The 21,805-nt window shown below is 65.0% G+C and carries 22 protein-coding genes; 9 read left to right on the forward strand and 13 right to left on the reverse strand.

The features are described from left to right. Positions 1-31 precede the first annotated feature (31 nt). The 4 genes from KK488_RS04345 (at position 32) to KK488_RS04360 (ending at position 5,394) form a co-directional block, all read left to right on the forward strand. On the forward strand, positions 32-931 hold the full coding sequence (locus KK488_RS04345) for a CmcJ/NvfI family oxidoreductase (protein ID WP_214621898.1): 900 nt from the start codon (positions 32-34) through the stop codon (positions 929-931). Between the two features lie 164 nt (positions 932-1,095). Further along, complete coding sequence (locus KK488_RS04350; protein WP_214621899.1) at positions 1,096-1,572, forward strand: MarR family winged helix-turn-helix transcriptional regulator; 477 nt, start codon at positions 1,096-1,098, stop codon at positions 1,570-1,572. A gap of 335 nt (positions 1,573-1,907) precedes the next feature. Beyond that, positions 1,908-3,788, forward strand: coding sequence for an extracellular solute-binding protein (locus tag KK488_RS04355; RefSeq protein ID WP_214621900.1), 1,881 nt, complete (start codon positions 1,908-1,910; stop codon positions 3,786-3,788). Between the two features lie 322 nt (positions 3,789-4,110). Then, a complete protein-coding gene (locus KK488_RS04360) occupies positions 4,111-5,394 on the forward strand; it encodes an MFS transporter (protein ID WP_214621901.1) in 1,284 nt (427 codons plus the stop codon). Positions 5,395-5,396: 2 nt separating this feature from the next. Here KK488_RS04360 and KK488_RS04365 read toward each other — a convergent pair whose 3' ends face one another. The 13 genes from KK488_RS04365 to dapB all read right to left on the reverse strand — a co-directional run bounded on the left by KK488_RS04365 (position 5,397) and on the right by dapB (position 17,905). Continuing rightward, positions 5,397-6,857, reverse strand: a complete 1,461-nt coding sequence (locus tag KK488_RS04365; RefSeq protein WP_214621902.1) for a helicase HerA domain-containing protein — start codon at positions 6,855-6,857, stop codon at positions 5,397-5,399. A 108-nt stretch (positions 6,858-6,965) separates the two neighbouring features. Then, positions 6,966-7,424, reverse strand: a complete 459-nt coding sequence (locus tag KK488_RS04370; RefSeq protein ID WP_214621903.1) for a nuclear transport factor 2 family protein — start codon at positions 7,422-7,424, stop codon at positions 6,966-6,968. A gap of 3 nt (positions 7,425-7,427) precedes the next feature. Next, positions 7,428-8,471 carry an amidohydrolase family protein gene (locus KK488_RS04375; RefSeq protein WP_250890058.1) on the reverse strand — a complete coding sequence of 348 codons (1,044 nt, stop codon included), beginning with the start codon at positions 8,469-8,471 and terminating at the stop codon, positions 7,428-7,430. Further along, positions 8,468-9,700: an MFS transporter gene (locus KK488_RS04380; protein ID WP_214621904.1), complete on the reverse strand. Its 1,233-nt coding sequence runs from the start codon at positions 9,698-9,700 to the stop codon at positions 8,468-8,470. Before KK488_RS04380 ends, KK488_RS04375 begins: the two co-directional genes overlap by 4 nt. 212 nt (positions 9,701-9,912) lie before the next feature. Continuing rightward, positions 9,913-11,100, reverse strand: coding sequence for a glycosyltransferase family 2 protein (locus KK488_RS04385; RefSeq protein WP_214621905.1), 1,188 nt, complete (start codon positions 11,098-11,100; stop codon positions 9,913-9,915). Between the two features lie 99 nt (positions 11,101-11,199). After that, positions 11,200-12,111 carry an EpsD family peptidyl-prolyl cis-trans isomerase gene (locus KK488_RS04390; RefSeq protein ID WP_214621906.1) on the reverse strand — a complete coding sequence of 304 codons (912 nt, stop codon included), beginning with the start codon at positions 12,109-12,111 and terminating at the stop codon, positions 11,200-11,202. Between the two features lie 439 nt (positions 12,112-12,550). Continuing rightward, on the reverse strand, positions 12,551-13,099 hold the full coding sequence (locus tag KK488_RS04395; protein ID WP_214621907.1) for a hypothetical protein: 549 nt from the start codon (positions 13,097-13,099) through the stop codon (positions 12,551-12,553). Then, on the reverse strand, positions 13,099-13,596 hold the full coding sequence (locus KK488_RS04400; protein WP_214621908.1) for a lysozyme: 498 nt from the start codon (positions 13,594-13,596) through the stop codon (positions 13,099-13,101). The genes KK488_RS04395 and KK488_RS04400 overlap by 1 nt, the downstream gene beginning before the upstream one ends. 9 nt (positions 13,597-13,605) lie before the next feature. Then, positions 13,606-13,890: a hypothetical protein gene (locus tag KK488_RS04405; RefSeq protein ID WP_214621909.1), complete on the reverse strand. Its 285-nt coding sequence runs from the start codon at positions 13,888-13,890 to the stop codon at positions 13,606-13,608. After that, positions 13,887-16,097, reverse strand: a complete 2,211-nt coding sequence (locus tag KK488_RS04410; RefSeq protein WP_214621910.1) for a sialate O-acetylesterase — start codon at positions 16,095-16,097, stop codon at positions 13,887-13,889. The genes KK488_RS04405 and KK488_RS04410 overlap by 4 nt, the downstream gene beginning before the upstream one ends. Further along, positions 16,097-16,363, reverse strand: coding sequence for a spike base protein, RCAP_Rcc01079 family (locus KK488_RS04415; RefSeq protein ID WP_214621911.1), 267 nt, complete (start codon positions 16,361-16,363; stop codon positions 16,097-16,099). The genes KK488_RS04410 and KK488_RS04415 overlap by 1 nt, the downstream gene beginning before the upstream one ends. 116 nt (positions 16,364-16,479) lie before the next feature. Further along, the gene (gene nth, locus KK488_RS04420) at positions 16,480-17,133 is read right to left on the reverse strand and encodes an endonuclease III (RefSeq protein WP_214621912.1); all 654 of its coding nucleotides are present in this window, start codon (positions 17,131-17,133) and stop codon (positions 16,480-16,482) included. A 4-nt stretch (positions 17,134-17,137) separates the two neighbouring features. Then, on the reverse strand, positions 17,138-17,905 hold the full coding sequence (gene dapB, locus KK488_RS04425) for a 4-hydroxy-tetrahydrodipicolinate reductase (RefSeq protein ID WP_214621913.1): 768 nt from the start codon (positions 17,903-17,905) through the stop codon (positions 17,138-17,140). A gap of 41 nt (positions 17,906-17,946) precedes the next feature. Between dapB and KK488_RS04430 the strand changes: the two genes are divergently transcribed. From KK488_RS04430 to KK488_RS04450, 5 genes are all read left to right on the forward strand, one after another. Further along, on the forward strand, positions 17,947-18,648 hold the full coding sequence (locus KK488_RS04430) for an NAD-dependent deacylase (RefSeq protein ID WP_214621914.1): 702 nt from the start codon (positions 17,947-17,949) through the stop codon (positions 18,646-18,648). 38 nt (positions 18,649-18,686) lie between these two features. Further along, positions 18,687-19,364 carry an MBL fold metallo-hydrolase gene (locus tag KK488_RS04435; RefSeq protein WP_284732124.1) on the forward strand — a complete coding sequence of 226 codons (678 nt, stop codon included), beginning with the start codon at positions 18,687-18,689 and terminating at the stop codon, positions 19,362-19,364. 188 nt (positions 19,365-19,552) lie between these two features. After that, positions 19,553-19,732 (forward strand): 50S ribosomal protein L32, encoded by a 180-nt coding sequence (gene rpmF / locus KK488_RS04440; protein ID WP_214621915.1) that lies wholly within the window; start codon positions 19,553-19,555, stop codon positions 19,730-19,732. A gap of 21 nt (positions 19,733-19,753) precedes the next feature. After that, the gene (gene plsX, locus KK488_RS04445) at positions 19,754-20,803 is read left to right on the forward strand and encodes a phosphate acyltransferase PlsX (RefSeq protein WP_214621961.1); all 1,050 of its coding nucleotides are present in this window, start codon (positions 19,754-19,756) and stop codon (positions 20,801-20,803) included. After that, positions 20,800-21,771, forward strand: coding sequence for a beta-ketoacyl-ACP synthase III (locus KK488_RS04450; RefSeq protein ID WP_214621916.1), 972 nt, complete (start codon positions 20,800-20,802; stop codon positions 21,769-21,771). Before plsX ends, KK488_RS04450 begins: the two co-directional genes overlap by 4 nt. The last annotated feature ends 34 nt before the right edge of the window (positions 21,772-21,805 follow it).

The following is a 21,805-nucleotide window of genomic DNA, read 5'->3' on the forward strand; positions in this document are numbered from 1 at the left end:
ATCGCGCGGGTCCGCGCGCAGGAGAGAGATGATGGCCACCAGGCAGCTCGACATAGAGGACGGCGTCCGCACGACCCGGGCCAATCTCAATTATCTGCTGCCCGGTCCGGACATCAACCGGCGCTTCGTCTCCGCCGGCGTCGAGGTGAACACCGGCAGTTATGGCCCCTACCTGACCACGATCCGCGACGGCCGCGCGATCCGTGATCATTTCCGGTTCGATACGCATGGTTTCCAATTGCTCGACGCACCGACCACCGTGCGCGATTTTCATGACAAGGCCGAGGTCGAGGCCAACTATCAGGACGAGGTGCGCGACTATGTCCAGCAGGCCTTCGGCGCTGACATCGTCATGCCGATGGGCTGGATGCTGCGCACCTCGGGCGACATTCCCAAGGCGCCCAAGAGCGATCAGCCCTATCGTCATTATGGCGGCATCCAGCCGGCGGCGGGCGAAGTGCATGTCGACACCGAGCCGAGTCGGCAGCTTGCCGCCGCGCACCGCGCTTATGACAAGGTGCGGCCCGGCGGCCCCGGCTTCAAGCGCTTCATCATCTCCAGCTTCTGGCGCACCTTCTCGCCGCCGCCGCAGGAATGCCCGCTCGCTGTCTGCGATGCGCGCAGCGTGCGTGACGATGAAGGCACGCCCAACGTGCTGTGGGTCGTCGACAAGATCCCGGAGGGCGAGGCCATGTTCGCACCGATGGATGACGACAATCAGATGGCGGCCGCCATCTTCCGCCACAATCCCGATCATCGCTGGTGGTATTTCTCCGGCATGACGAAAGACGAGGCACTGCTGTTCAAGTTTCACGACAGCGATCGCAGCCACGCCTGGCGCACGCCGCACACCGCCTTCTGGGACGCCAGTTTCCCGCACGCCAATGTACGCGAGAGCATCGAATGCCGGAGCATCGCCTTCTTCGAATGAAGAGCGTGTAAATTCGGGCATCCGGAGTCTGTGCGCATTGGATCGAACCAGCAAGTGCTCGTGCTTCCGCAAGACAAGCCCCAGGTCGATTGGTTGCCCGCGCCAACCATTGAAAAGCCGGGCACAATCAGCCATCACCGCCTCAAGCGATTTCAGGTGGTGAAATGAGCAAGTTGGAGCAGAGCAAGGCGGCCGCCGCGCCCGGCATGGATTGGGGCGCGTTGAGCAACAGCGTCGGCACCAATGTGCGGCTGCTGCGCAACGAGCTCGTCGATCGCATCGTGGCGGCTTATGCGCCCTTCGCGCTGCGCTCCGGCGCCCTCTCCACCATGGTGCTGATCCAGGCCAATCCGGGCTGCTCCCAGTCGGAGCTGGCGCGCGAGGTTGCCATGGACGATAGCGCCATGGTCGCGATCATCGACGAGCTGGAGCAGCGCGGTCTCGCCCTGCGCAGTCGCTCGACGGCGGATCGCCGCCGTAACAGCCTCTCCCTGACGGCGCAGGGCGAGGCGCTGGTGGCGCAGATGGTCGATTGCGCCATGGCGGTCGAGCGCCCGATCCGCGACGCAATGAGCGAGAAGGAGCTGGCGACCCTGATCGCCCTCCTGCGCCGCGCCTATGCGGCGATCTCGGCGGGCTGACCGCCCATAGGCCCGCTCCGCTTCTAGCCCTCTCCCGCTTTCGCGGGAGAGGGTTGGGTGAGGGTCTTCTTCTTCCTTTTCCTCCTCTCTTTCAGGCGGCGAGAAGGAAGAAGACCCTCACCCTCCCACGCCTGACGGCGCGGGTCCCTCCCTCTCCCGCGAAAGCGGGAGAGGGGCGCGTGATGCGTCCAGGCGCCAACGCCACCCCCAGCCACATTTCCCCTTTCCGCCGGGCCGCTTAGTCGTATAACATGTTAAGCATCTGCCTTGGGCCGGTCATGCCGGACACCTCGATCAAAAGAGACGCTGGGGAGGATTATGCGGTGAGGAGGATCGTGCGTCGATCGGCCCGCAGGCTTCGCGCGCTGTTTGCCGTCGCGATCGTCGCCGCCCTGACGGCGTCCGCCCCCGCGGCCGATAGCGACGTCACCACCAGCTATGGCTTCGCGACCTTCGGTACGCTCAAATATCCCGCGAATTTTACCCACTTCGCCTACACCAATCCTGACGCGCCCAAGGGCGGCGTCTATCGCGCCGCCCAGCTCGGCTATTTCGACAGCTTCAACGCTTTCGATGCCATCGCCATCGCGCCGATCAGCCTGACGGGCCTCTACGATCAGCTCCTGTCGCGCAGCGGCGATGAGCCTGCCTCCTATTATGGCTTGCTCGCCGAGACGCTTAGCTATCCCAGGGACATCGGCTGGGTCGAGTTCAAGCTGCGCGAGAAGGCCCGGTTCAGCGACGGGACGCCGGTTACGCCCGAGGACGTGATCTTTTCGCTCAATGCCTTGCGCGGGCTCACCGTCCGCCCCGTCTTCCGCCGCATCGCCGCCTCGGTGAAGGACGTCATCAAGACCGGGCCGCACAGCGTGCGCTTCATCCTCAGCCAGAAGAACAACCGGACCCTCGTGACCACGGTGGGCGAGCTGATGGTCGTTCCGGCGCATTATTACCGCCACCGGGATTTCCTGAAAAAGTCGATGGAAAAGCCGGTCGGCTCCGGTCCCTATGAGATCGATAGGTTCAGCCCGGGCCGCTCGGTGACACTCCGGCTGCGCAAGGATTATTGGGGCAAGGATCTGCCGGTCAACAAGGGCCGCTACAATATGGACCTGCGCACCGACTATTATCGCGATGCCGCGGTGATGGCCGAAGCGTTCCTGAGCGGCGACTATGATGCGCGCATCGAAACCTCGGCGCTGCAATGGCCCAGCGAGCGACGCCTGCCCCAGTTCCGCGACGGCGATCTGATCCGCTCCGAGATCCATTACACCAAAAGCATCTCCTATCAGGGCATCGTCCTCAACACGCGCCGGCCCTTCTTCAGCGACCGCCGCGTGCGCGAGGCGATGCTGCATGCCTTCGATTTCGAGTGGTTCCGTGCCAATGTGCTCCATGGCTATCATGGCCGCGTCACCGACTATTTCCAGAACAGCGCGTTCGGCATCCATGGCGTGCCGATCGGTGGCGAGCGTGCCATGCTGGAGCCCTGGCGGACGAAGCTGCCGCCCGCGCTCTTCACCCGGCCGATCAGCCTGCCGGTGCTGGGCTCGCGCCAGAAGCAGCGCGACAATCTGCTGCAGGCGGCCGCGCTGTTGAAGGCGGCGGGCTATCGCATCGAGAATTTGCGGCTGGTCTACCCGGGGACGCACCGGCCGGTGGCGCTCGACTTCATGCTGGGCATGGGGGTGGCGCAGGAGCGCTATGTCGCCCAATTCGTGCGCAATCTCGATCGGCTGGGCGTCACCGTCAATCTGAAGATCTACGACACCTCGACCGTGCGGCAGCTCACCGCGCGCTATGATTTCGACATGCGCATCTCGCTGCCGGGCGTGCCGGTGCTGATCACGCCGGGCAGCGAGATGAAGAATCAATATGGCTCGGCGGGCGTGACGCAGAAGGACAGCGGCAATCTCGCCGGCGTCGACGACCCGGTGGTGGATGCGTTGCTGGAGACGATCGCCACAGCGCGGGATCGCGAGACAGTGGTCGATGCCATGCGCGCGCTCGACCGGGTGCTGATGTGGGGCATCTATTCGATCCCGCTCCATCATATCTATCCGGCGCCGACCGGGGTGATGCCCTTCACTTACTGGAACAAGTTCGGTCGCCCGCCGATCGAGGCGCGCGACTTCTTCGGCATCCCGACCGATACCTGGTGGATCGACACGGCGAAGCAGGCGGCGCTGCGCAAGCGGCTGGGCAAGGATATATGAGCCGCTGTCCTACGCGGCCGCCGCTGTGGCATGAGGGGCGCGCGCAGCGCCGCCGGTTCTTTGACCTCGTCAGACCATCCCCAAAATCAGCGATCCCCTCTTTCGCCCCGCGCGAAACTTTTGACGAAAATCACATGCGTCATATGTGCGATGTTCGTGAAGTTCTGGCGAAAAAATGGCCGTTTTCCGCCATATTTCTGTTATCACATGAGTGGCGAAGTTTACACTGCAGAGTGAAGATTGAACCATTGTCCCGCCCCGCGAGACATCGCATAGGACCGCTGCCCACGAGTCTGCGGGATTCTCAGCCCGAGGAGAGCGAATGAAAAACTGGTTCGCCGGAACGTTCCGCTCCCTCCGGCTCTATAATTATCGGCTCTGGGCAGCCGGATCGCTCGTTTCCAATGTCGGCACCTGGATGCAGCGCATCGCGCAGGACTGGCTGGTGCTGACCGAGCTTACCCATCACAGCGCTTCTGCGGTCGGCATCACCATGGGCCTGCAGTTCGCGCCGCCGATCCTGTTCCTGCCCTGGACCGGCCTTGCGGCGGACTATTTTGATCAGCGCAAACTGATGCTGACCACCCAGGCGCTGATGGGCCTGCTGGCGCTGGCGCTCGGCCTGCTGACCGTGACCGGCGTCGTGCAGCTCTGGCATGTCTATGTCTTCGCCTTCCTGTTCGGCACGGTCGCCGCCTTCGATGCGCCGGTGCGGCAGACCTATGTGAGCGAGTTGGTCGGCGAGGCGGATCTCGCCAATGCCGTCGCCCTCAATTCGATGACCTTCAATGGCGCGCGGATGCTCGGTCCGGCCGCTGCGGGCGTGCTCATCGCCGGTGTCGGCACCGGCTGGGCCTTTCTGCTCAATGGCGCCTCGTTCATCGCGGTCTTGCTCTCGATCCTGTTCCTGCGCCGCAGCGAGCTTCGCCCCAGTGCCCGCGCCCAGCGCGGCAGGAGCAGCTTCGTCGACGGCTTCCGTTATGTCTGGCACCGGCCGGATCTGCGCGCGAATTTGCTGATGCTGCTCATCATCGGCATGTTCGGCATGAACTTCGCCATCTTCATCGCGACCATGGCGGTGAAGGTCTTCCATGCCGATGCCAACGGCTTCGGCCTGCTCACTTCGCTGATGGCGGTCGGCACGATCATCGGCGGGCTGATGGCGGCGGCGCGCGAGCGGCCTTATTTCAAGCATCTCGTCGCGGGTGCTGGCGTCTTCGGCGTGGGCTGCACGCTCGGTGCGCTGGCGCCGAGCTTCTGGCTCTACGGCGCAGCCCTCGTGCTGACCGGCATGGCCTCGCTCACCTTCCTCAACTCGACCAATGCGCTGCTCCAACTCTCGACCGAGCCCGCGATGCGCGGCCGGGTCATGGCGATCCGCATGGCGATCGCAATGGGCGGGACACCGATCGGCGCGCCGATCGTCGGTTGGGTCGCGGATCATGCCGGGCCGCGCTGGGCCATGGCCGTGGGCGCGGCGGCCGGCTTCGGCGCGCTGCTGGTCGGCATTGTCTATCTCATGAAGATCGCACCGCCCGATCGGGCAGCCTCTGGCGGACATCAGGCTGCACGTGAAGCCGTGGAACCGGGCGAGGAACTGACCTAAGCTCAGGCCGCGGCGGGCGCCGTCGAGACGCCGAGCTCCGGCAAAGCGACCGAGCGCTGGCCGCCGAAGCTGGTATGGACGACGATCAGCCCGTTCTTCTCGAGATATTCGAGCAGCCGGCGGATGCGGCCCGGCGAGCGCGTACCGTAAGCGCGCGCCAGTTCCTCGTCGCCGGGGCAGGGCAGGCCGGCCAGGGCCGATCGGGCGATCAGCAGGAAGGGCGCCAGCAGATCGTCCGGCACGCGCTCGGCGAGGCGTAGCGCGGCGCGCCATTGCGGATCGCCGCTGTCGCCGTCCCCGGCGACGGCCAGAGCGAAGCGGCGCCGGAAGCCAGCCATGTCCAGTCCGTGCAGCAGCACGCGCTGCATGCGGCAACGCACGCCGAAATCCTGGAACAGCACCGGAATGGGCCGATAGGTGCAGTCCGGTTCGGCGAGCATGTCGGCGAGGACGGCGCCGATGACAGCGTCCTTGTCCGGCGCCGGAGGCATGTCGCTCGTATCGGGTGTTTCGCCCTCGGCCGGACTCCCGGTGTCAGCCTCCGGCAAATCCAGCCGCGCGCTTGCGTCGATGGGCTCGGGCGCGAAGGAGAATGCCGGTTCGCGCGCTTCCGGTTCGAGCGTCAGCAGGTCGTCCAGTTCGCCCGCTGGCGCGCTCGGCAAGGGGAGCAGGCCGTGCGAGGCGGTGCGCGTGCCGGTCTGCACCGCGCCGATCTTCACCGAGACCGGTCGGCGGCAGATTGCCGGCCCGAGGGCAAGGAAGCGGCCGCGTTCCAGATCGCGGATCTGCTCGGCCTGCCGCCGCTCCATGCCGAGCAGGTCGGCGGCACGCGCCATGTCGATGTCAAGGAAGGTGCGACCCATCAGGAAGTTGGAGGCTTCCGCCGCGACATTCTTGGCGAGCTTGGCCAGCCGCTGCGTGGCGATGACACCCGCGAGGCCGCGCTTGCGCCCCCGGCACATGAGGTTGGTCATGGCCGCCAGCGACAGGCGGCGGACGTCGTCGGTGACCTCGCCGGCGGCGGCGGGCGCGAACATCTGCGCCTCGTCGACCACCACGAGGGCTGGATACCAATGCTCGCGCGGAGCGTCGAACAGGCCGTTGAGGAACAGGGCCGCGCAGCGCATCTGGGCTTCCAGCTCCAGCCCGTCGAGCGCGAGTACGATCGAGGCGCGGCGCGTGCGAACCTTGCTCGCGAGGCGCTCGATCTCGCGCTCGTTATGCGCGGCGCCATCGATCACGATATGGCCGAAGGCGTCGGCGAGCGACACGAAGTCGCCTTCCGGATCGATCACCACCTGCTGGACGAGTCGCGCGCTCTCCTCCAGCATCCGGCGCAGCAGATGCGACTTTCCCGACCCGCTATTGCCCTGGACGAGCAAGCGCGTGGCGAGCAATTCTTCCATGTCCATGGGAACCGGCGCACCAGTGGCGTCGGTCCCGATAATGATCGATGAGGTCACGCTGTCGTCATAGCCATGACGGGCCGAGGGGCAAGGGCGGGAAGAGCGACAGCGGTGAATTGGTGGGCGAATGCCAAACGGGTTTGGAACGAACGGACCCGGGCCTGTTCAATGCTGCTCGAAGCGCTCCAGCACCTTGCCCGCCCAGCCCATGATGTCCTTCGACTTGATCAACCATTGCCCGTCGACCTTGGCGACGACATCGCGGACATGGCCGCACCAGTGGAGATGCGGCGGCTCGGGTGGATGATTGATCGTCGCCCAGGCATAGGAGCGTACGACCCAGTGATCGGGCCGTCCCTCGGGATCGGCCTCGAACACGAACTGAGCCATCTGGTGCTGATGGCCCGGAAAGTCCTTCCGGTCGTGGAACTTGAGGACCAGCCTTCGGATCTCGTCCTTGCCGCTCAGCTGTTCGAACTTGCCATCGCGTGCTTCCTCCGTCGCGACGCAGTCCTCGGTGAACAGCGCGACGTAGCCATCCGTGTCGCCGGTATCGAGCGCCCAGCTATAGCGGGCATAAAGCTCGAAAATAGCGAGGCGGTCTTCGGTGCTTGGGCCGGTCATGCTTCAATTCTCCAGGGGGGCGATATGGAAGATGCGCTCGGCATTGCCGTGATAGAGCGCGTGGCGCTCCGCATCGCTGACGGGCGCCGCATCCATGAAGTCGACCGCCGGCTTCTGCGGCTGATAGGGATAGTCGATGGCCCACAGCACATTGTCGATGCCGATCTTATCGATCGTGTAGCGCAGCGCCAGCGGATCCTCGACGCCGCTCGTCGTGACCACGAAATTCTGTTGGAAATATTCCGCGATGCTGAGCTTGGTTTTGGGCGCGCGGCCAATGGCTTGCGCACGGCTGTTCATGAAGTTGATACGCCAGATCCAGAACGGGATCGCCTCGCCCATGTGGCCGATGCAGATCTTGAGCTTGGGGAAGGCGTCGAACACGCCGCCCGCCATCATGCGCACGACGTGGGTGCCGACCTCGACGCCATAGCCCCACATGGCGCTGTCCATGCCATAGTCCATCAGCGGCCCCTTGAGCGTGTCCGACGCGGCGCGCGGGTGGATGTAGATGCAGGCGTCGAGCGCCTCGGCAGCTTCGAGGCAGGGCCAGAACTGGGGATCGTCGAGATAGTCGCCATGCGTGTGGCTGTTGAGGATGAAGCCATTGAGCTTCAGCTCGTTGATCGCGCGTTCCATTTCTTTCGCTGCCCTTTTCGGGCTTTGCGGCGCGAAGCTCGCAAGGCCGGAGAAGCGCGTCGGCCGTTTCCGGCAGATCTCGGCGAGGCGATCATTGGCGAGCGCGGCGAGATCGGTCGCGGTGTCTGCATCGAACATCTGTACGCCCGGCGCGGTCAGCGAGAGGAGATGCATGTCGACGCCAAGCTGATCCATTTCGGACAGACGCTTTCCCTCGACATCAAGCAGCCCGTCGAGGAAGTGCATGGACGAATAGCCCGAAGCATCGGCGGGCGCATCGTAGATGCCGCGCACCAGCAGCTTGTCGAGGCTCTGGGTCGGGCCGCGCGAAGTCTCGCGCAGCTGCGCGGCCACCTCGGGAATCGTCCAGGCTTCTTCGGTGGCGATCTTGCGCATCTTCTGGGTCATGTGCTGCTCTCTCCTGTGATCTTTGCCGATGCCTGTCCGGTGTGCCGCGCGAGCCAAAGCCCCAGAAGGCTGCAGATCGCAAGGGGCAGAACCGGCAGGACGAAGAAGTGGCGCGGCGTGCCGAAGCCGAGGATCAGCGCCAGCGATCCGGCGAGCGGCCCCATGACCGATCCGATGCGGCCGAAGCCGAGCGCGATGCCAAGGCCCGCGGCGCGCATCTGCGGCGGATAGGAGGCGCCGGTCGATCCGTTGATGCAGTTCTGCGTGCCGGTGACGAGGGCGCCAGCGAGGACGATCAGCATCGTGAGCGGCACGAGACTCCATGCGTTTGCGGCCAGGGCGGCGAGGCAGACTGCCGCTGCGCCCGCGAACAGGGCGAGAATCCGCCAGTAACGTTCGGAGAGGAGCAGGCTTGCGACAATGCCGCCCACGACCCCGCCACTATGGTAGGCGGTGGCGACCAGCGCGGCGGTCCGTTCGGAGAAGCCCTGGTCTTTGATGAGCAAAGGGATCCAGCCGCCCAGCAGATAGACGCACATCAGCAGGAAGGTGTAGATGCCCCAGATCGCGAGCGTACGCGGCCGATAGAGCGGCGAGAGAATAGCGGCGAACTGCCATTTTCCGGTGCGCGCCATGACCTCGCGGGTCAGCACCGGACTCTCGGTCAAGCCGAGCCAGAGTATGGCGGCGATCGCGATCGGCAGGATGCCGCCAACCACGAAGATGCTTTGCCACCCATGCGTCGGCAGGAGCCAGGCCGATACGGCGCCGGCAACGACGCCACCAAAGGTGATGCCGATGCCGACCAGGCCCATGGACCGGGCAAGATGCTTGCGTGGCGCGAACTCGCCAGCCAGCGCGAGCGCGTTGGGCATGACCGCGCCGAGGCCGATGCCGATGAGGAAGCGAAGGAAGATGAGATGTATCAGGCTCGTGGCGAACACGCAGACGAACGAGAGCAGTCCGTAGGACAGGCAGCTCAGGATCAGGATCATGCGCCGGCCATAACGATCACCCAGGGGACCTATGAACACCGCGCCGAAAAACACGCCGACGAGGCTGGCGCTGAGCAGTGGGCCAACCTGCGCGCGGCTGATCCCGAATTGTGCCACGATGGAAGGGGCGGCGAAATTGGCGGCTTGGAGATCGAAGCCTTCGACGACGAGCGCGAGCATGATGAGCAGAAAGCCGCGCCACCCGTGCGCGGGACTGTCGATGCGTTGGTCCAAGCAAATCCTCCCCGATTCTTGACCTGACGCAGTGCGCCGGCGGCGCGCAATAGGACGGCTCCTCCCGACGGTTGCAAGCGGAAAGTGGATGACGCAGGCGCCACCCGTTGGGGCGGGTGTTCTCTCCTCCTGAGGAGGGAGACCGTATCATGGCAGACAGGGCACTGCTCTGCGCTGGCTGCCGGCCTCGGCATGATCGGCTTCGTCCTGATCTAATCCTCGCCCTTGCGCTTCGTGCGCACCCATTGCGTTTCGCGCTTGCGCACAAGCCGCAGATAGACGGGGATTTTCCACAGGATATAGAGTGGGATGCGGGCGAGCGTTGCGGCGCTGACCGTCGCCTGCCCGTCACGCAGCCAGGCGAGCACGAGCAGCGCCGCAACGATGACGAACTCGGCGGCCAGAAGCAGCGCCGGCATGGCACAGGCGCCGAGCAGAGCGAGCAGGGTCGTGGCGGCGAGCACGACGAGGCCAAGAGTGACCAGCAGGGCGAGCGGGGGCACCAGCAGGCTCAGCCCGAACCAAGCCTGGCTAAGACGCAAGCGGGCCAGGTTACCCAGAGCCAGCGGCAGGCCATGCTTCAGCGCGGTCTGGATATAGCCATGCTCCCAGCGTGTGCGCTGCGTCAGCGTGTCTTGCCGGCTGGCGGCATCGCTCCAGGTGAAAGCCTGGCCGAGATAGAGCGGGGGCGAGCCTTGCCGGGCGAAGTCGATCCCGAGCACAAGATCCTCGACGAGATGGCTTGTCGCGAGCGGCGCCTTCTCGATCAGCGCCCAGGGAAAGGCCATGCCCGTGCCGCCCAGGGTTGCGGGCGCGCCCAGCAGCGTCGCGCCGCGCGGCCGGACGCGGTTCTTGATCAGGAACGCGAAATTGGAAATCTGGGTCATCGGGCCGTCGTCGGCGCGCGAGCGCAGCAGATAGCAGCTCTGCACGGGCCTTTGCTTCTCCACGGCCGTTTCGATCAGCAGGCGCAAATCCTCAGCGGCAATCTCGCAGTCGGCATCGAGAACGACGAGGCACTCAGGCGGCGCATTGCGCAGCCAGTCCCGGCCGAAGGCGAGCGCATGGCCCTTGCCGCGATTGCGCGTGTCCCGCCGTTCGAGAACGGTCGCGCCTGCCGTGCGCGCAATGGCGGCCGTATCGTCGGAGCAATTGTCGGCAATGACGACAAGGCGAATGGTCTCGTCGAGGGCGGGCTGCAGCCGCGCGATCGTTTTTACGATGCCACCCGCTTCGTCATGCGCCGGCATCAGGATCGCGGCGCTATGCACTGTCCTGGAGCGAGCTGCGGGTCTTCCACGGTTCGGCGCCAGGACGCCCAGCAGCAGCTCGACGCCGAGCGTGGCGAGCAGGACCGCGGGGATGACGAACAAGGCCCAGGCGAGACTATCGAGAATCACGGCATCAAACTCCGCGCGCCGTCATGCGACGGTTGGCGAGAATGAAACAGGGGGCGCTCCCGCATTGGAGAGCACCCCCTGTTTCCTGTCACGACCGGCTCAGAGGCCGGCGGGAGCGGATCCGTTGCCTGCGGCCGGGCCGGTGGCCGGCGGAAGGGCGGGGGCGCCGCCGAGGCCGCCTGCCGCATCGGTCTTGGGCTCAAAGCCAGTCTGATACTCGATCTTTGCCTTGGCCTTGGCTTCCTTGAGGCGCGATTCGCCGATCTTGTTCAATTCCTCGTTGCGCATCGCCTGAGCGGCGACCTGGCGAGCCTGCTCGGTCGAAAGCGTAATTGGCTCGCTGCCCGTGATCGCGTTGATCACCAGCTTGTTGCCATTGGGGACGATGAAGGGCTCGCCCGGCGGCAGCGCTTCGATGCGTTGCAGAACCTGCGGCGCGACCGATGCCGAGTCAAACTGGCCGGTGCCGCGCTGGAAGGCGATGCCCATTGCCGTCAGCTTGGTCGCGACGTCAGCGAGCGTATGGGCGCTCTCGAGTTCCTTCAGGCGCTTGGGATCGGAGGGGACGTCGATCAGCAACTGATCGAGCTTGTAACGCTTGCGGCCGCCGAAAGCGGTCGGGTGCGTGGAGATGAAACGGTCGAGCGCCACCGCGTCGGGCACCTTGATCGTGTCCATCGCCTTCTTGCCATACATGCTGACGAGGAGCTGCTCTTCCATCCGGCGCTGCTGGGTCAGGTAAGTCGGGTCGCGGTCGAGACCGGCTTCCTTGGCGGCCTGCACGAGCAGGCGACGATCGACCATGCGCGCAAGCACGCGCTGCCGGACGAGATTTTTGTCCGCTGACGCAGGAACGTTCAGCTCCGCGATCTCGGCATTCAGCTCGGTGAGCGTGATCTCTTCGCCATTGACGATGGCGACGACCTGACCCTCGGCCTTCTTCTGGCAGGCGGCGAGGGCGAGGGACAGAGACGCAAGCGTTACAAGCGAGATGCTCCTCAGCTTAGGCATCGATAATCTCCAACAAGAATGAAATGGACTTCGTTGATTTAGTTTCAGGCCCGGACGAGCCACCCCGTTTTAACGCGAACCTCTTTGTTCGAAAGCAGGTCCTGAAGGCAAGATGCCTACAATTCATTACAATTCGGCCAAGACGATTACAGTTCGGAGGCGCGCGGCGGATCGTGCCGATCGGCTCATCCTCATGTGCATTGCCCCCTCCTCTCGCCGAACCTTGGCGGGCTGCTTGAAAGCCGGCCAAGATTGGTGAACCGCCTATTACCGCGCCCAACCAGCCTAAACAAGCCCGTCCCGTGATGGCGGGGCTTGCGTGGTCGCGGCATCGAATAGGCTCAGACGATTAATTTTGAGTAGAGCATAATGAAGATCGTGCTTTTCAATTGCATGATTGCCGAATGACTATGAATTCGGCTCGGCGCGATTTGCGCAATTATGCCCCTCGATGAAGGGAATGGTGCAAGGCTGGGGGCAGAGAGAACTGGCAGTTTTGCGCTGCCAGTCCCGTCGCCCAATTATGGGCCGCGCTCAGTCGGGCAGTATTCTTGGCGCAGATCAGCGCGTCGTCGCGCGCAAGAAGGATGGAATCTCGACCGGATCCGTCAGGGCCCTCGGGGGTGCGGGCGCCGGGCACCGCAGCGTGGTCGGCACGACCGGGAGCGGTTGTGCCCGCGGGGAAACGCAGGACGCGAGCAGTGAAATCGTCGGCAAGGCGATCAGTCTGGCGGTCGGCTTCATCTTTCATGCTCCGATAAGTCGATTGGAGCCGGTCGATCTCCGCGAGATGATCGGCATTGGCCTTCGCCTGCGCGGCCCGGACATTGGCGAGATCGGTTTCGTGCTGACCCATCTCGATCGCGAGCTTGCCTCGCAGCGTTGCGATCCGGTGGCTCTGCGCCATGAGAGTCAGGCCCAGCGCGACGATGACGACCAGGCTTGCAAGGCCCAGTTGCGGCGCGAGGCGAAGCAGAAACGCGGCCATCACAGGCCGGTCAGGCACAGGGTGCGCTCATCATGTCGTCGCCGGTCAAGGCCGGTGACCACGCGCCCGCCCGCCCGGTTCCACATGAGGAATGCCTCGCAGCCGCCCCGCCAATCGCCAGCATTGAAGTGCCGCGCAACGCTCGATCGCGCGAATGCGGCCGGCCCGATATTATAGGCCAGGCTGATCGACGCGGCGAACTGTTGCGGGCGATCGCGCAGCGCCGGCACTGCCTTGAGAACGGCCGGTGCATAATCGCCTGCCAGCGCACCCTGCAGGATCGCTCTGCATTGTGCCGTCGTGTAGCGGCGCATCGCCACGCGGGTTTCGCCGGTGCAAACGGTCCATATCCCGACCGGATCGCGATAAGGATCGGTCCGCGTGCCTTCCCATTTTTCGACGGTCGGCGTGGCGAGCGCGATCGCCAGCGCGATGAACCCGCCGCCGCCCAGCACGCCGCCAAGCGCCCCGACCACCTGTGATCCGCGTCCGTTCATGTGGTTCTCCTATTTGTGCGGCCAGCCTTTGATCGCGGCGATCGTCCCCGCGACCGCGGCGATCAGGCCGGCGAGCCATTTCATGAAGCGCAGTGATCCCTTCGCTGCGGTCCAGGCCTCGACGACCTGCTTGGTTTCCTGACCCAACTGTTCGAGCGTCGCCGTGCGCTCCGCCAGTCTGACGAGCTTTTCATTCTGGTCGTCGAGCGCGGTCGTCATGGCCTCGACCTTGCCGAGCAGCCGGTCGAGACTTTCCCTGACGCTCTCGAGGCCATGGTCGGGTCGTGTGCTCATGCCGCCACCGCATCCCTGGCGTCATTGTCGCAACGGTAGAGGGCGACGATGTCCGCCTCGGTCCCGGTGAGGGGCGCGGTGGGCCGGTTGGCATTATATGTGGTCACGTCGGCATAGCGTTCGGCGTTGAACACGGCGATTTCATCGACCGCGCCGCCAGACAGGGGAAACGATCCGCCTATCGTGCGCAGGCCGAACGAGCCGGCGACGGGCACCATCGTCGAGACGGTCGCGGAGGTCGCATCCTTGACGCCCCCTGTCCCGGCGCTGAGATCGGTCAGGTATAGCGCCCATCCGCTCGGGCCGATCTGGAAGCAGAAATGATAGCGCCGGCCGGCGACGAGGGTCGTCGCGCCAGTGATCGAGTTGTTGCCGCAGACCATTTTGCCCGACGTGTTGATACCGACCCAATAGCTATTCACTGGCCCGAAACCGCCGAACAGCACCTGCGTCGCGGCGAATGCAGGCGGGCAGGTGAAGAATCCCTCGATCGCGACTGGCAGAAAGCATGGCGTAACCAGCCCGCCGGCCAGAGCGCGTCCGCTCGTCATTTCCTGCCCAAAGCTGCTGCCGCCGGCGCTGGCGCCGTAAACGGTGCCGGTCTCCGTCAGACTAAACGGGCTCGTCGCCGCGACGAAGCCGCCGGGGGGCGCATTGACCGGTCCGCCTGGGGAGGGCGCCGAGACCTGTATCGGCATGAAGTTGGACCGCACGAAGCGACCGACCGCGATACCGTCGGCATCGGTGCGGTCGTCGTAGATATTATCGGCCGTGGCATCGGCCGGACCGTTCGGCCAATAGACCCACAGGTCGAGATCGTGGCCATCTCCCGGGTCATTGGCCAGGACGATCGTGAGCGTCGTCTTGTTGACGACGGCGACCGAGGAGACCGGGAAGCGATTGTTGCTGAGCGTTGCCCGGTCGACCCGGCCTCTGGGAAACAAGAAGAGGCGATTGCCCGGCGTCCCGACGAGATTGATCGTCGACTGGCCGACATCCGAGAGGGTTAGCGTGATCATCGTGCCGATGCGCGTCGCCGACATGGGCACAGGGCCGAGATGCGAATTGTCGCCGGCGTAGCGCGCTTTGGCGGCGCGATACATGCATCGGGCGAGCGTGACCGCGCCGGCCTGGCTCTCGTGGATAGCGTCGACCTGGGCAATGTCGTGGGCGTGGACATGATAGCCGCCGTTCGCGTTGCACCAGTCGTCGGCGCCCTTCCGGATGCGGTTGTAGGTATAGGGCGTACCCCATGTCTCCGATCGGATGGCCGGAATGTCGAAGAGATATTTTCCGTAACCTGGGACGCGGTTGGCCGCCGTGATCATGGCGAACAATATCGTGAGCGCACCTTGATAGGCCTTCGGAGGCTGGCCGTGCACGCTGTTGCCATGGCCTTGCCCCCAGAAGAAACCTTCGAACGCGCCACCGGCCCGGGCGAGGCGGTCGGTCAGGCGGGTCGAATGGAGTCCGCCGGTCGTCCAATCCGAGATCCCGGTCCCGCCCACCGCCGCGCCCACGGCGCCGCAATTGACGCCGAGCAGACCGATCAACCGGTTGAGCAACTCGCCGATGCCGACGCTGTTGGGGCCATTGCCGTTGCCCAGGTCGCCCGGCGTGATCCAGGGCTGGGTGCTGACAGCCGGATTATAGGCATTGCCGTCATAGCTGATCAGCGCCGCACTGCACGGATCCGGCGTGATGCCAAGCGAGGCATAGGTCGCGGTCTGGCCGTCCTGTCGGCCGAACATTCGCACCATGAGGCTCTGTCCGGCCATGCCGAACAGCGCCCCCATGCCACATTTGTAGGTCGTGCGCTGCCAGGTGCCGCTGCTGTCGCGCACCTCGATAAGGAACCAGCCGTAGCGTGCGTCGACAGAGGCGACGAGCAAGGACGTCTGCCCGTTGGTGAGCGTCGCATCGGGCAGGGTCTGCAGGACGGTGGTCAGGTCGTCGGACAGGACCCGGATATTGATGGTGCCAGCCAGCGCGCCGCTGATCGCGAGGGTGATGTTGCCCACGCCTTTGCCCTGTCCGCCGCCGCTGGTGGTCAGGCGCTGATAAATGCGTTTTTCCTCATAGCTGGGAATGGCGGTCAGGGTCAGCGTGCCCGTCGCGGACGGAGTGGGCGTCGGCGTGCCGCCGCCTGCGCGGCGACGCCGGCGCATGCTGCCGGCGGTGGAAAAGCCGTATCCAGGGCCGAACATCAGGCGAGCCCAATGATGTCAGTCGCTGTCGTACCGCTCGCGCGGACGAACCGGGCACGCACGTCGAGGATCTGTCCGGACGCGATATTCTTGAACACGACGTCCGCGCCGGAATCTGCCGCACGCAACGTGATGTTGCCACCCGTGCCGATGAAGATCGCCTTCGGCAGCGGATCAACCTCATTGGTTGCATGGGGTGTGATCGCGAATGCATCGCGCGCCGGCTGCGAGAGGGTGTCGATCTGATTGTCGAAGCGGTCGGCCATCGTCGTGTCGCCTTTCCTGGATGGGCAAGCGGCCGAATCGCCGCCTGACCCTTAGGCCAGGAAAGAGGGCATGTAGGACAGCAAAATTTTACCAAATAGGATAACAGGCGCTTCCATCAAGGTGCGGGAGTCTTGTCCTTGAACAGGCAGATGTCGCGGATCACGCATCGCCAGCATTCGGGCTTGCGTGCCTTGCAGACATAACGGCCGTGCAGGATCAGCCAGTGATGCGCATCGCGCCGGAACGGCTGCGGGACGCGCTTTTCGAGACCCTTCTCGACGATGAGCACATTTTTCCCGGGCGCCAGCCCGGTCCGATTTCCGACCCGGAAAATATGGGTATCGACCGCGAAGGTCTCCTCGCCGAAGGCCGTGTTCATGACCACGTTCGCGGTCTTGCGGCCCACCCCGGGAAGCTGCGTCAGGGCGTCGCGGTCGCGAGGCACTTCGCCACCATGGTTCGCGATCAGCGCCTCGGAGAGGGCGATGACATTCTTGGCCTTCGTGTTGAACAGCCCGATCGTCTTGATGTGCTCCTTGAGGGCCTCTTCCCCCAGCGCCACCATTTGCGCCGGCGTCTTCACCTCCCGGAAGAGAGGACGCGTGGCCTTGTTGACCCCCGCGTCGGTCGCCTGCGCCGAGAGCACGACCGCGACGAGCAACTGATAGTCGTTGCCATAGTCCAGCTCGGTTCGCGGCGCGGGATTGGCCTCGGCCAGACGCGAAAACAGTTCGAAGATCTGGTCCCGGTTGAGCTGGCGTGCGGCCATGCGCTTACAGCCCCAGCACATCCGCCATGGCGTAGCGGCCCGGCGCCTTGCCAGCGAGCCATTGCGCCGCCCTGATCGCCCCGCGCGCGAAGATGATGCGGTTCTCGGCCCGGTGGCCGAGCTCGATGCGCTCCCCGTCGCCGGCGAGGATCACCAGATGGTCCCCCGCGACCGACCCGCCACGCAGGCTCGCAAAGCCGATGTCGCCGGCCTTTCGCGCCCCGGTGATGCCGTCGCGCCCGCGTTCGCTATGGGAAGCGAGATCGATGTTTCGCCCCGCCGCCGCCGCCTGCCCGAGCAGCAGCGCCGTGCCCGATGGTGCATCGACCTTGTGGCGATGATGCATCTCGACAATCTCGATGTCCCAGTCATCGCCGAGCCGCGTCGATGCTTCCTTCACCAACGCGGCGAGCAGATTGACGCCGAGCGAGGTGTTGCCCGTCTGCAGCACGGCAATGCGGCTCGCGGCTTGGTCAATCGCGTCGTGATGATGCCCTTCCAGCCCTGTCGTGCCGATCAACAGTGGCTTGCCCGCCTCGACGCAGGCCGCGAGATGGGCGTCGAGCGCGGCCGGCACCGAGAAGTCGATCAAGATGTCGGCCTGCCCTGCCAGCGCCTTCGGATCGGTGGTGATTGCCGCGCCCTCGGCGCCGATCGTGCCCTGCGCCAGCGAGTCCGTGCCGCCCGCGATCGTAAGTCCCGCGTCGCTCGCGACGCTGGCGATTGCTTGGCCCATGCGCCCTCTTGCTCCGAAGATGCCGATCGCGGTCATGATGCTTGCGTCCCTTAACTGAAATCTGTCTGATCGCGCCGATGCCAGACTCGCGCGCAATTGTCATCCTGACCGGTGCGGGCATTTCCGCAGAAAGCGGCCTGGAGACATTTCGCGCCTCTGATGGACTGTGGGCCAGTTACAGGGTGGAGGATGTCTGCACGCCCGCGGCCTTGGCGCGCGATCCGGTGCTCGTCCACGATTTCTATGACATGCGGCGTGGGGCGCTGGCCGGCGTCGTGCCCAATCCGGCGCATGACGCGCTGGCCCGGCTGGAGAGGACGTGGCCCGGCGACGTGCTGCTCGTCACCCAGAACGTCGACGATCTGCACGAGCGGGCGGGTTCGCAGAATGTCCTTCACATGCATGGCGAGCTGAAGTCCGCGCTCTGCGCAGCTTGCGATCATCGCCTGCGCTGGCAGGAGAGCTTGCCGCCCGGCGCCGTCTGCCCCGCCTGCACCGCGCCGTTGCTCCGCCCCGACATCGTCTTTTTCGGCGAGATTCCCTATCAGATGGATCGTATCGAGCGGGCGCTGTCCAGAGCGGACCTGTTCGTATCGATCGGAACGTCGGGCGCCGTCTATCCCGCTGCGGGGTTCGTACGCCTGGCGCATGCCTATGGCGCCGAGACGTTGGAGCTCAATCTGGAGCCCTCGGCCGGCAGCGGCTGGTTCGACGAATGTCGCCATGGCCCGGCCAGCATCGTTGTGCCCGCATGGGTCGAGGCGCTGCTCTCGGGCTGAGCCTTGCGCCTGCCTGCCGGGACTGCCACATCGCAGCTATGAACGCTCCGACCGAAAATCCGCCGATGCGCGCCGCCATGATCCCGGTGACGCCGCTGCAGCAGAATTGCAGCCTGCTCTGGTGCACGGCCACGATGCGCGGGGCTCTCGTCGATCCCGGCGGCGATCTCGCGCGGCTCAAGCGGGTCGTCGCGCAGCATGGCGTGACGCTCGAGAAGATCCTCGTGACGCATGGCCATATCGACCATTGCGGCCAGGCGGGCGTACTCGCCAGGGAGCTCGGCATTCCGATCGAAGGGCCACATGAGGAAGATCGCTACTGGATCGCGCGCCTCGAAGATGACGGCAAGCGATGGGGTCTGCCCGGCCAGCCCTTCGAGCCGGACCGCTGGCTCGTCGATGGCGACACCGTCACCGTCGGCAATCTCGAGCTCGATGTCTATCATTGTCCGGGCCACACGCCGGGCCATGTCGTCTTCCATCATCCCCAGTCCAAGCTCGCCATTGTCGGCGATGTGCTGTTCCAGGGGTCGATCGGCCGTTCCGATTTCCCGCGCGGCAATTTCGAGGAACTGGTCGCATCCATCACCGGAAAACTCTGGCCGCTGGGCGGCGAGACCATTTTCGTTCCCGGCCATGGTCAGCCGAGCAGCTTCGCCCATGAACGCGCGACCAATCCTTTCGTCGGCGATGACGTGACCGGGCTGCGCGCATGAGCGCGATCGTGCCAGCTGTGAAGCCGCAATGAATCGGTTGCACCGGCAGGAAAAAACGCTATAGGCGCACACTCTTCGCGACTGCCCCGCTTTTCGGAACCCGGCGCCCTCGTGGCTGCCGACAGGCTGATTTGGCGATCAGGTGCGCGGACCCGTTTTGATTTTGCGATTTTTGAACAGGTGCCCTGATGGCTGTCCCAAAGAGAAAAACCTCGCCGTCCAAGCGCGGCATGCGCCGCAGCCATGACAAGCTGGCTGTCGAAGCCTTCCAGGAATGCCCGAATTGCGGCGAGCTGAAGCGCCCGCACAATCTGTGCGGTGCTTGCGGGCATTATAACGGCCGCGAAGTCGTCGCAGTCGGCGCCTAAAGACCCGACAGGGGGATTGCTCTGGTGACAACGCCGCGGATCGCGATCGATGCGATGGGCGGCGACGAGGGCGTGCGCGTCATGGTCGCGGGCGTCGCCCTCGCGCGTCGGCGGCACGAGGGGCTTCGTTTTACCCTGTTCGGCGATGAGGCGCAGATTCGCGAAGCGCTCAAGAATCATCCCAATCTGTCCCAGGCGGCCGAGATCGTTCATACCGATCAGGTCGTCGCGCCCACGGACAAGCCGAGCCAGGCGATCCGCCAGTCGCGCGGCAGCTCGATGGGGCTCGCGATCCAGGCAGTGAAGGACGGCAAGGTTGGCGCCGCCGTCTCAGCCGGCAATACCGGCGCGCTGATGGCCATGGCCAAGCTCGCGCTGCGTACCTTGCCCGGCATTGATCGTCCGGCGCTCACCGCCTTCCTGCCCACGCTCGGCGAGAATGATGTCGTCATGCTCGACCTCGGTGCCAACACCGAGTGCGATGCGCGCAATCTCGTCCAGTTCGCGATCATGGGCGCGGCTTATGCCCGGGTGGTGCTGGACGTCGAAAGGCCACGTGTGCGCCTCCTCAACATTGGAACCGAGGAGCTCAAGGGGACGGACGAGATCCGCGATGCGGCCGCCGTGTTGCGATCGGCCAATGGTCTGCCATTCCAGTTCGACGGGTTCATCGAGGGGGACAAGATCGGGTCCGGCGAGGCGGACGTGATCGTGTCGGAAGGCTTTGCGGGCAATATCGCGCTCAAGACGGCGGAAGGCACCGCGCGCTTCGTCACCGATGTTCTGCGCCGTGCCTTCACCAGCTCCATCCGCTCCAAGGCCGGCTTCCTGCTCTCCAAGCCGGCGCTGCATCTCCTCAAGGTCCATCTCGACCCCAATAATCACAATGGCGCCGTATTCCTGGGTCTCAATGGCATGGTGGTCAAAAGCCATGGCAGTGCGGACGAGAAGGGCATTGCCAACGCGGTGCATGTCGCGGCGCGTCTGGTCGAAGAGGATCTGACCGCCCGTATCGCCGAGGATGTCGCCCGGGTCGGCCCCATGATGAGCGAGGAAATGATCGCCAAATGACCTTGCGGTCCGTGATATTGGGAACCGGCTCGGCTTTGCCGCGCCGCCGCGTCGACAACGCCGAACTGGCTCAGACCGTGGATACGAGCGACGAATGGATCGTCGAACGGACCGGCATCCGCGCGCGTTACATCGCGGGCGAGGGGGAGACGACCACGACGCTGGCGCTCGGCGCCGCCCGTAATGCGCTCGACATGGCGCAGGTCGACGCAAGCGAGATCGATCTCATCATTCTCGCCACCGCAACACCCGACCAGACTTTTCCGGCCAGCGCGACCACCGTCCAGGCCGGGCTCGGCATTAATGATTGCGTCGCGTTCGACGTCGCCGCCGTCTGTTCCGGCTTCCTTTACGCCCTCACGATCGCCGACAATATGCTGCGCGGTGGCGCGGCCAGGACAGCCTTGGTGATCGGCGCGGAAACCTTCACGCGCATCCTCGATTGGGAAGATCGGGCCACTTGCGTGCTTTTCGGCGACGGTGCGGGCGCCGTCGTGCTGCGGGCCGAGCGCACGGATGCCAGGACGGGGCGCGGCATTCTCGCCAGCCGGCTGCATGCCGACGGCCGCTACAATGGCTTGCTCAATGTCGATGGCGGCCCTTCCACGACCGGCACGGTCGGCAAGGTTCGGATGAAGGGGCAGGATGTGTTTCGTCACGCCGTCGTCAATCTTGCGCAGGTCATGACCGAGGTGCTCACTGCGGTGGATCTCAAGGCCAGCGACGTCGACTGGGTCGTGCCGCACCAGGCCAATGCGCGCATCCTTGATGCCACCGCGCGCAAGCTCGGGCTTGATCCGTCACGCGTCGTGGTGACGGTGGATCAGCATGCGAACACCTCGGCCGCCTCGGTGCCGCTGGCGCTTGATACCGCCGTCCGTGACGGCCGCATCAAGCGGGGCGATCTGGTTGTGCTGGAAGCGATGGGCGGCGGCTTCACCTGGGGCGCTGCCGTCCTGCGATATTGACGCCGGATCGATCCCTGAGCCGAGAGGGATCAAT

It is taken from the genome of Sphingobium nicotianae, assembly GCF_018603885.1.
In the GTDB taxonomy this organism is placed as follows: domain Bacteria; phylum Pseudomonadota; class Alphaproteobacteria; order Sphingomonadales; family Sphingomonadaceae; genus Sphingobium; species Sphingobium nicotianae.

Bases quoted from the DNA above. Each gene is read 5' to 3' on its own strand.
- dapB (WP_214621913.1), bottom strand. From the start codon at position 17,905: ATGACCGCGATCGGCATCTTCGGAGCAAGAGGGCGCATGGGCCAAGCA.
- KK488_RS04390 (WP_214621906.1), bottom strand. From the start codon at position 12,111: ATGCCTAAGCTGAGGAGCATCTCGCTTGTAACGCTTGCGTCTCTGTCC.
- nth (WP_214621912.1), bottom strand. From the start codon at position 17,133: ATGGCCGCACGCCAGCTCAACCGGGACCAGATCTTCGAACTGTTTTCG.
- rpmF (WP_214621915.1), top strand. From the start codon at position 19,553: ATGGCTGTCCCAAAGAGAAAAACCTCGCCGTCCAAGCGCGGCATGCGC.
- KK488_RS04410 (WP_214621910.1), bottom strand. From the start codon at position 16,097: ATGTTCGGCCCTGGATACGGCTTTTCCACCGCCGGCAGCATGCGCCGG.
- KK488_RS04400 (WP_214621908.1), bottom strand. From the start codon at position 13,596: ATGAACGGACGCGGATCACAGGTGGTCGGGGCGCTTGGCGGCGTGCTG.
- KK488_RS04395 (WP_214621907.1), bottom strand. From the start codon at position 13,099: ATGGCCGCGTTTCTGCTTCGCCTCGCGCCGCAACTGGGCCTTGCAAGC.
- KK488_RS04370 (WP_214621903.1), bottom strand. From the start codon at position 7,424: ATGACCGGCCCAAGCACCGAAGACCGCCTCGCTATTTTCGAGCTTTAT.
- KK488_RS04375 (WP_250890058.1), bottom strand. From the start codon at position 8,471: ATGACCCAGAAGATGCGCAAGATCGCCACCGAAGAAGCCTGGACGATT.
- KK488_RS04350 (WP_214621899.1), top strand. From the start codon at position 1,096: ATGAGCAAGTTGGAGCAGAGCAAGGCGGCCGCCGCGCCCGGCATGGAT.
- KK488_RS04430 (WP_214621914.1), top strand. From the start codon at position 17,947: ATGCCAGACTCGCGCGCAATTGTCATCCTGACCGGTGCGGGCATTTCC.
- KK488_RS04435 (WP_284732124.1), top strand. From the start codon at position 18,687: ATGAACGCTCCGACCGAAAATCCGCCGATGCGCGCCGCCATGATCCCG.
- KK488_RS04405 (WP_214621909.1), bottom strand. From the start codon at position 13,890: ATGAGCACACGACCCGACCATGGCCTCGAGAGCGTCAGGGAAAGTCTC.
- KK488_RS04450 (WP_214621916.1), top strand. From the start codon at position 20,800: ATGACCTTGCGGTCCGTGATATTGGGAACCGGCTCGGCTTTGCCGCGC.
- KK488_RS04345 (WP_214621898.1), top strand. From the start codon at position 32: ATGGCCACCAGGCAGCTCGACATAGAGGACGGCGTCCGCACGACCCGG.
- KK488_RS04360 (WP_214621901.1), top strand. From the start codon at position 4,111: ATGAAAAACTGGTTCGCCGGAACGTTCCGCTCCCTCCGGCTCTATAAT.
- KK488_RS04415 (WP_214621911.1), bottom strand. From the start codon at position 16,363: ATGGCCGACCGCTTCGACAATCAGATCGACACCCTCTCGCAGCCGGCG.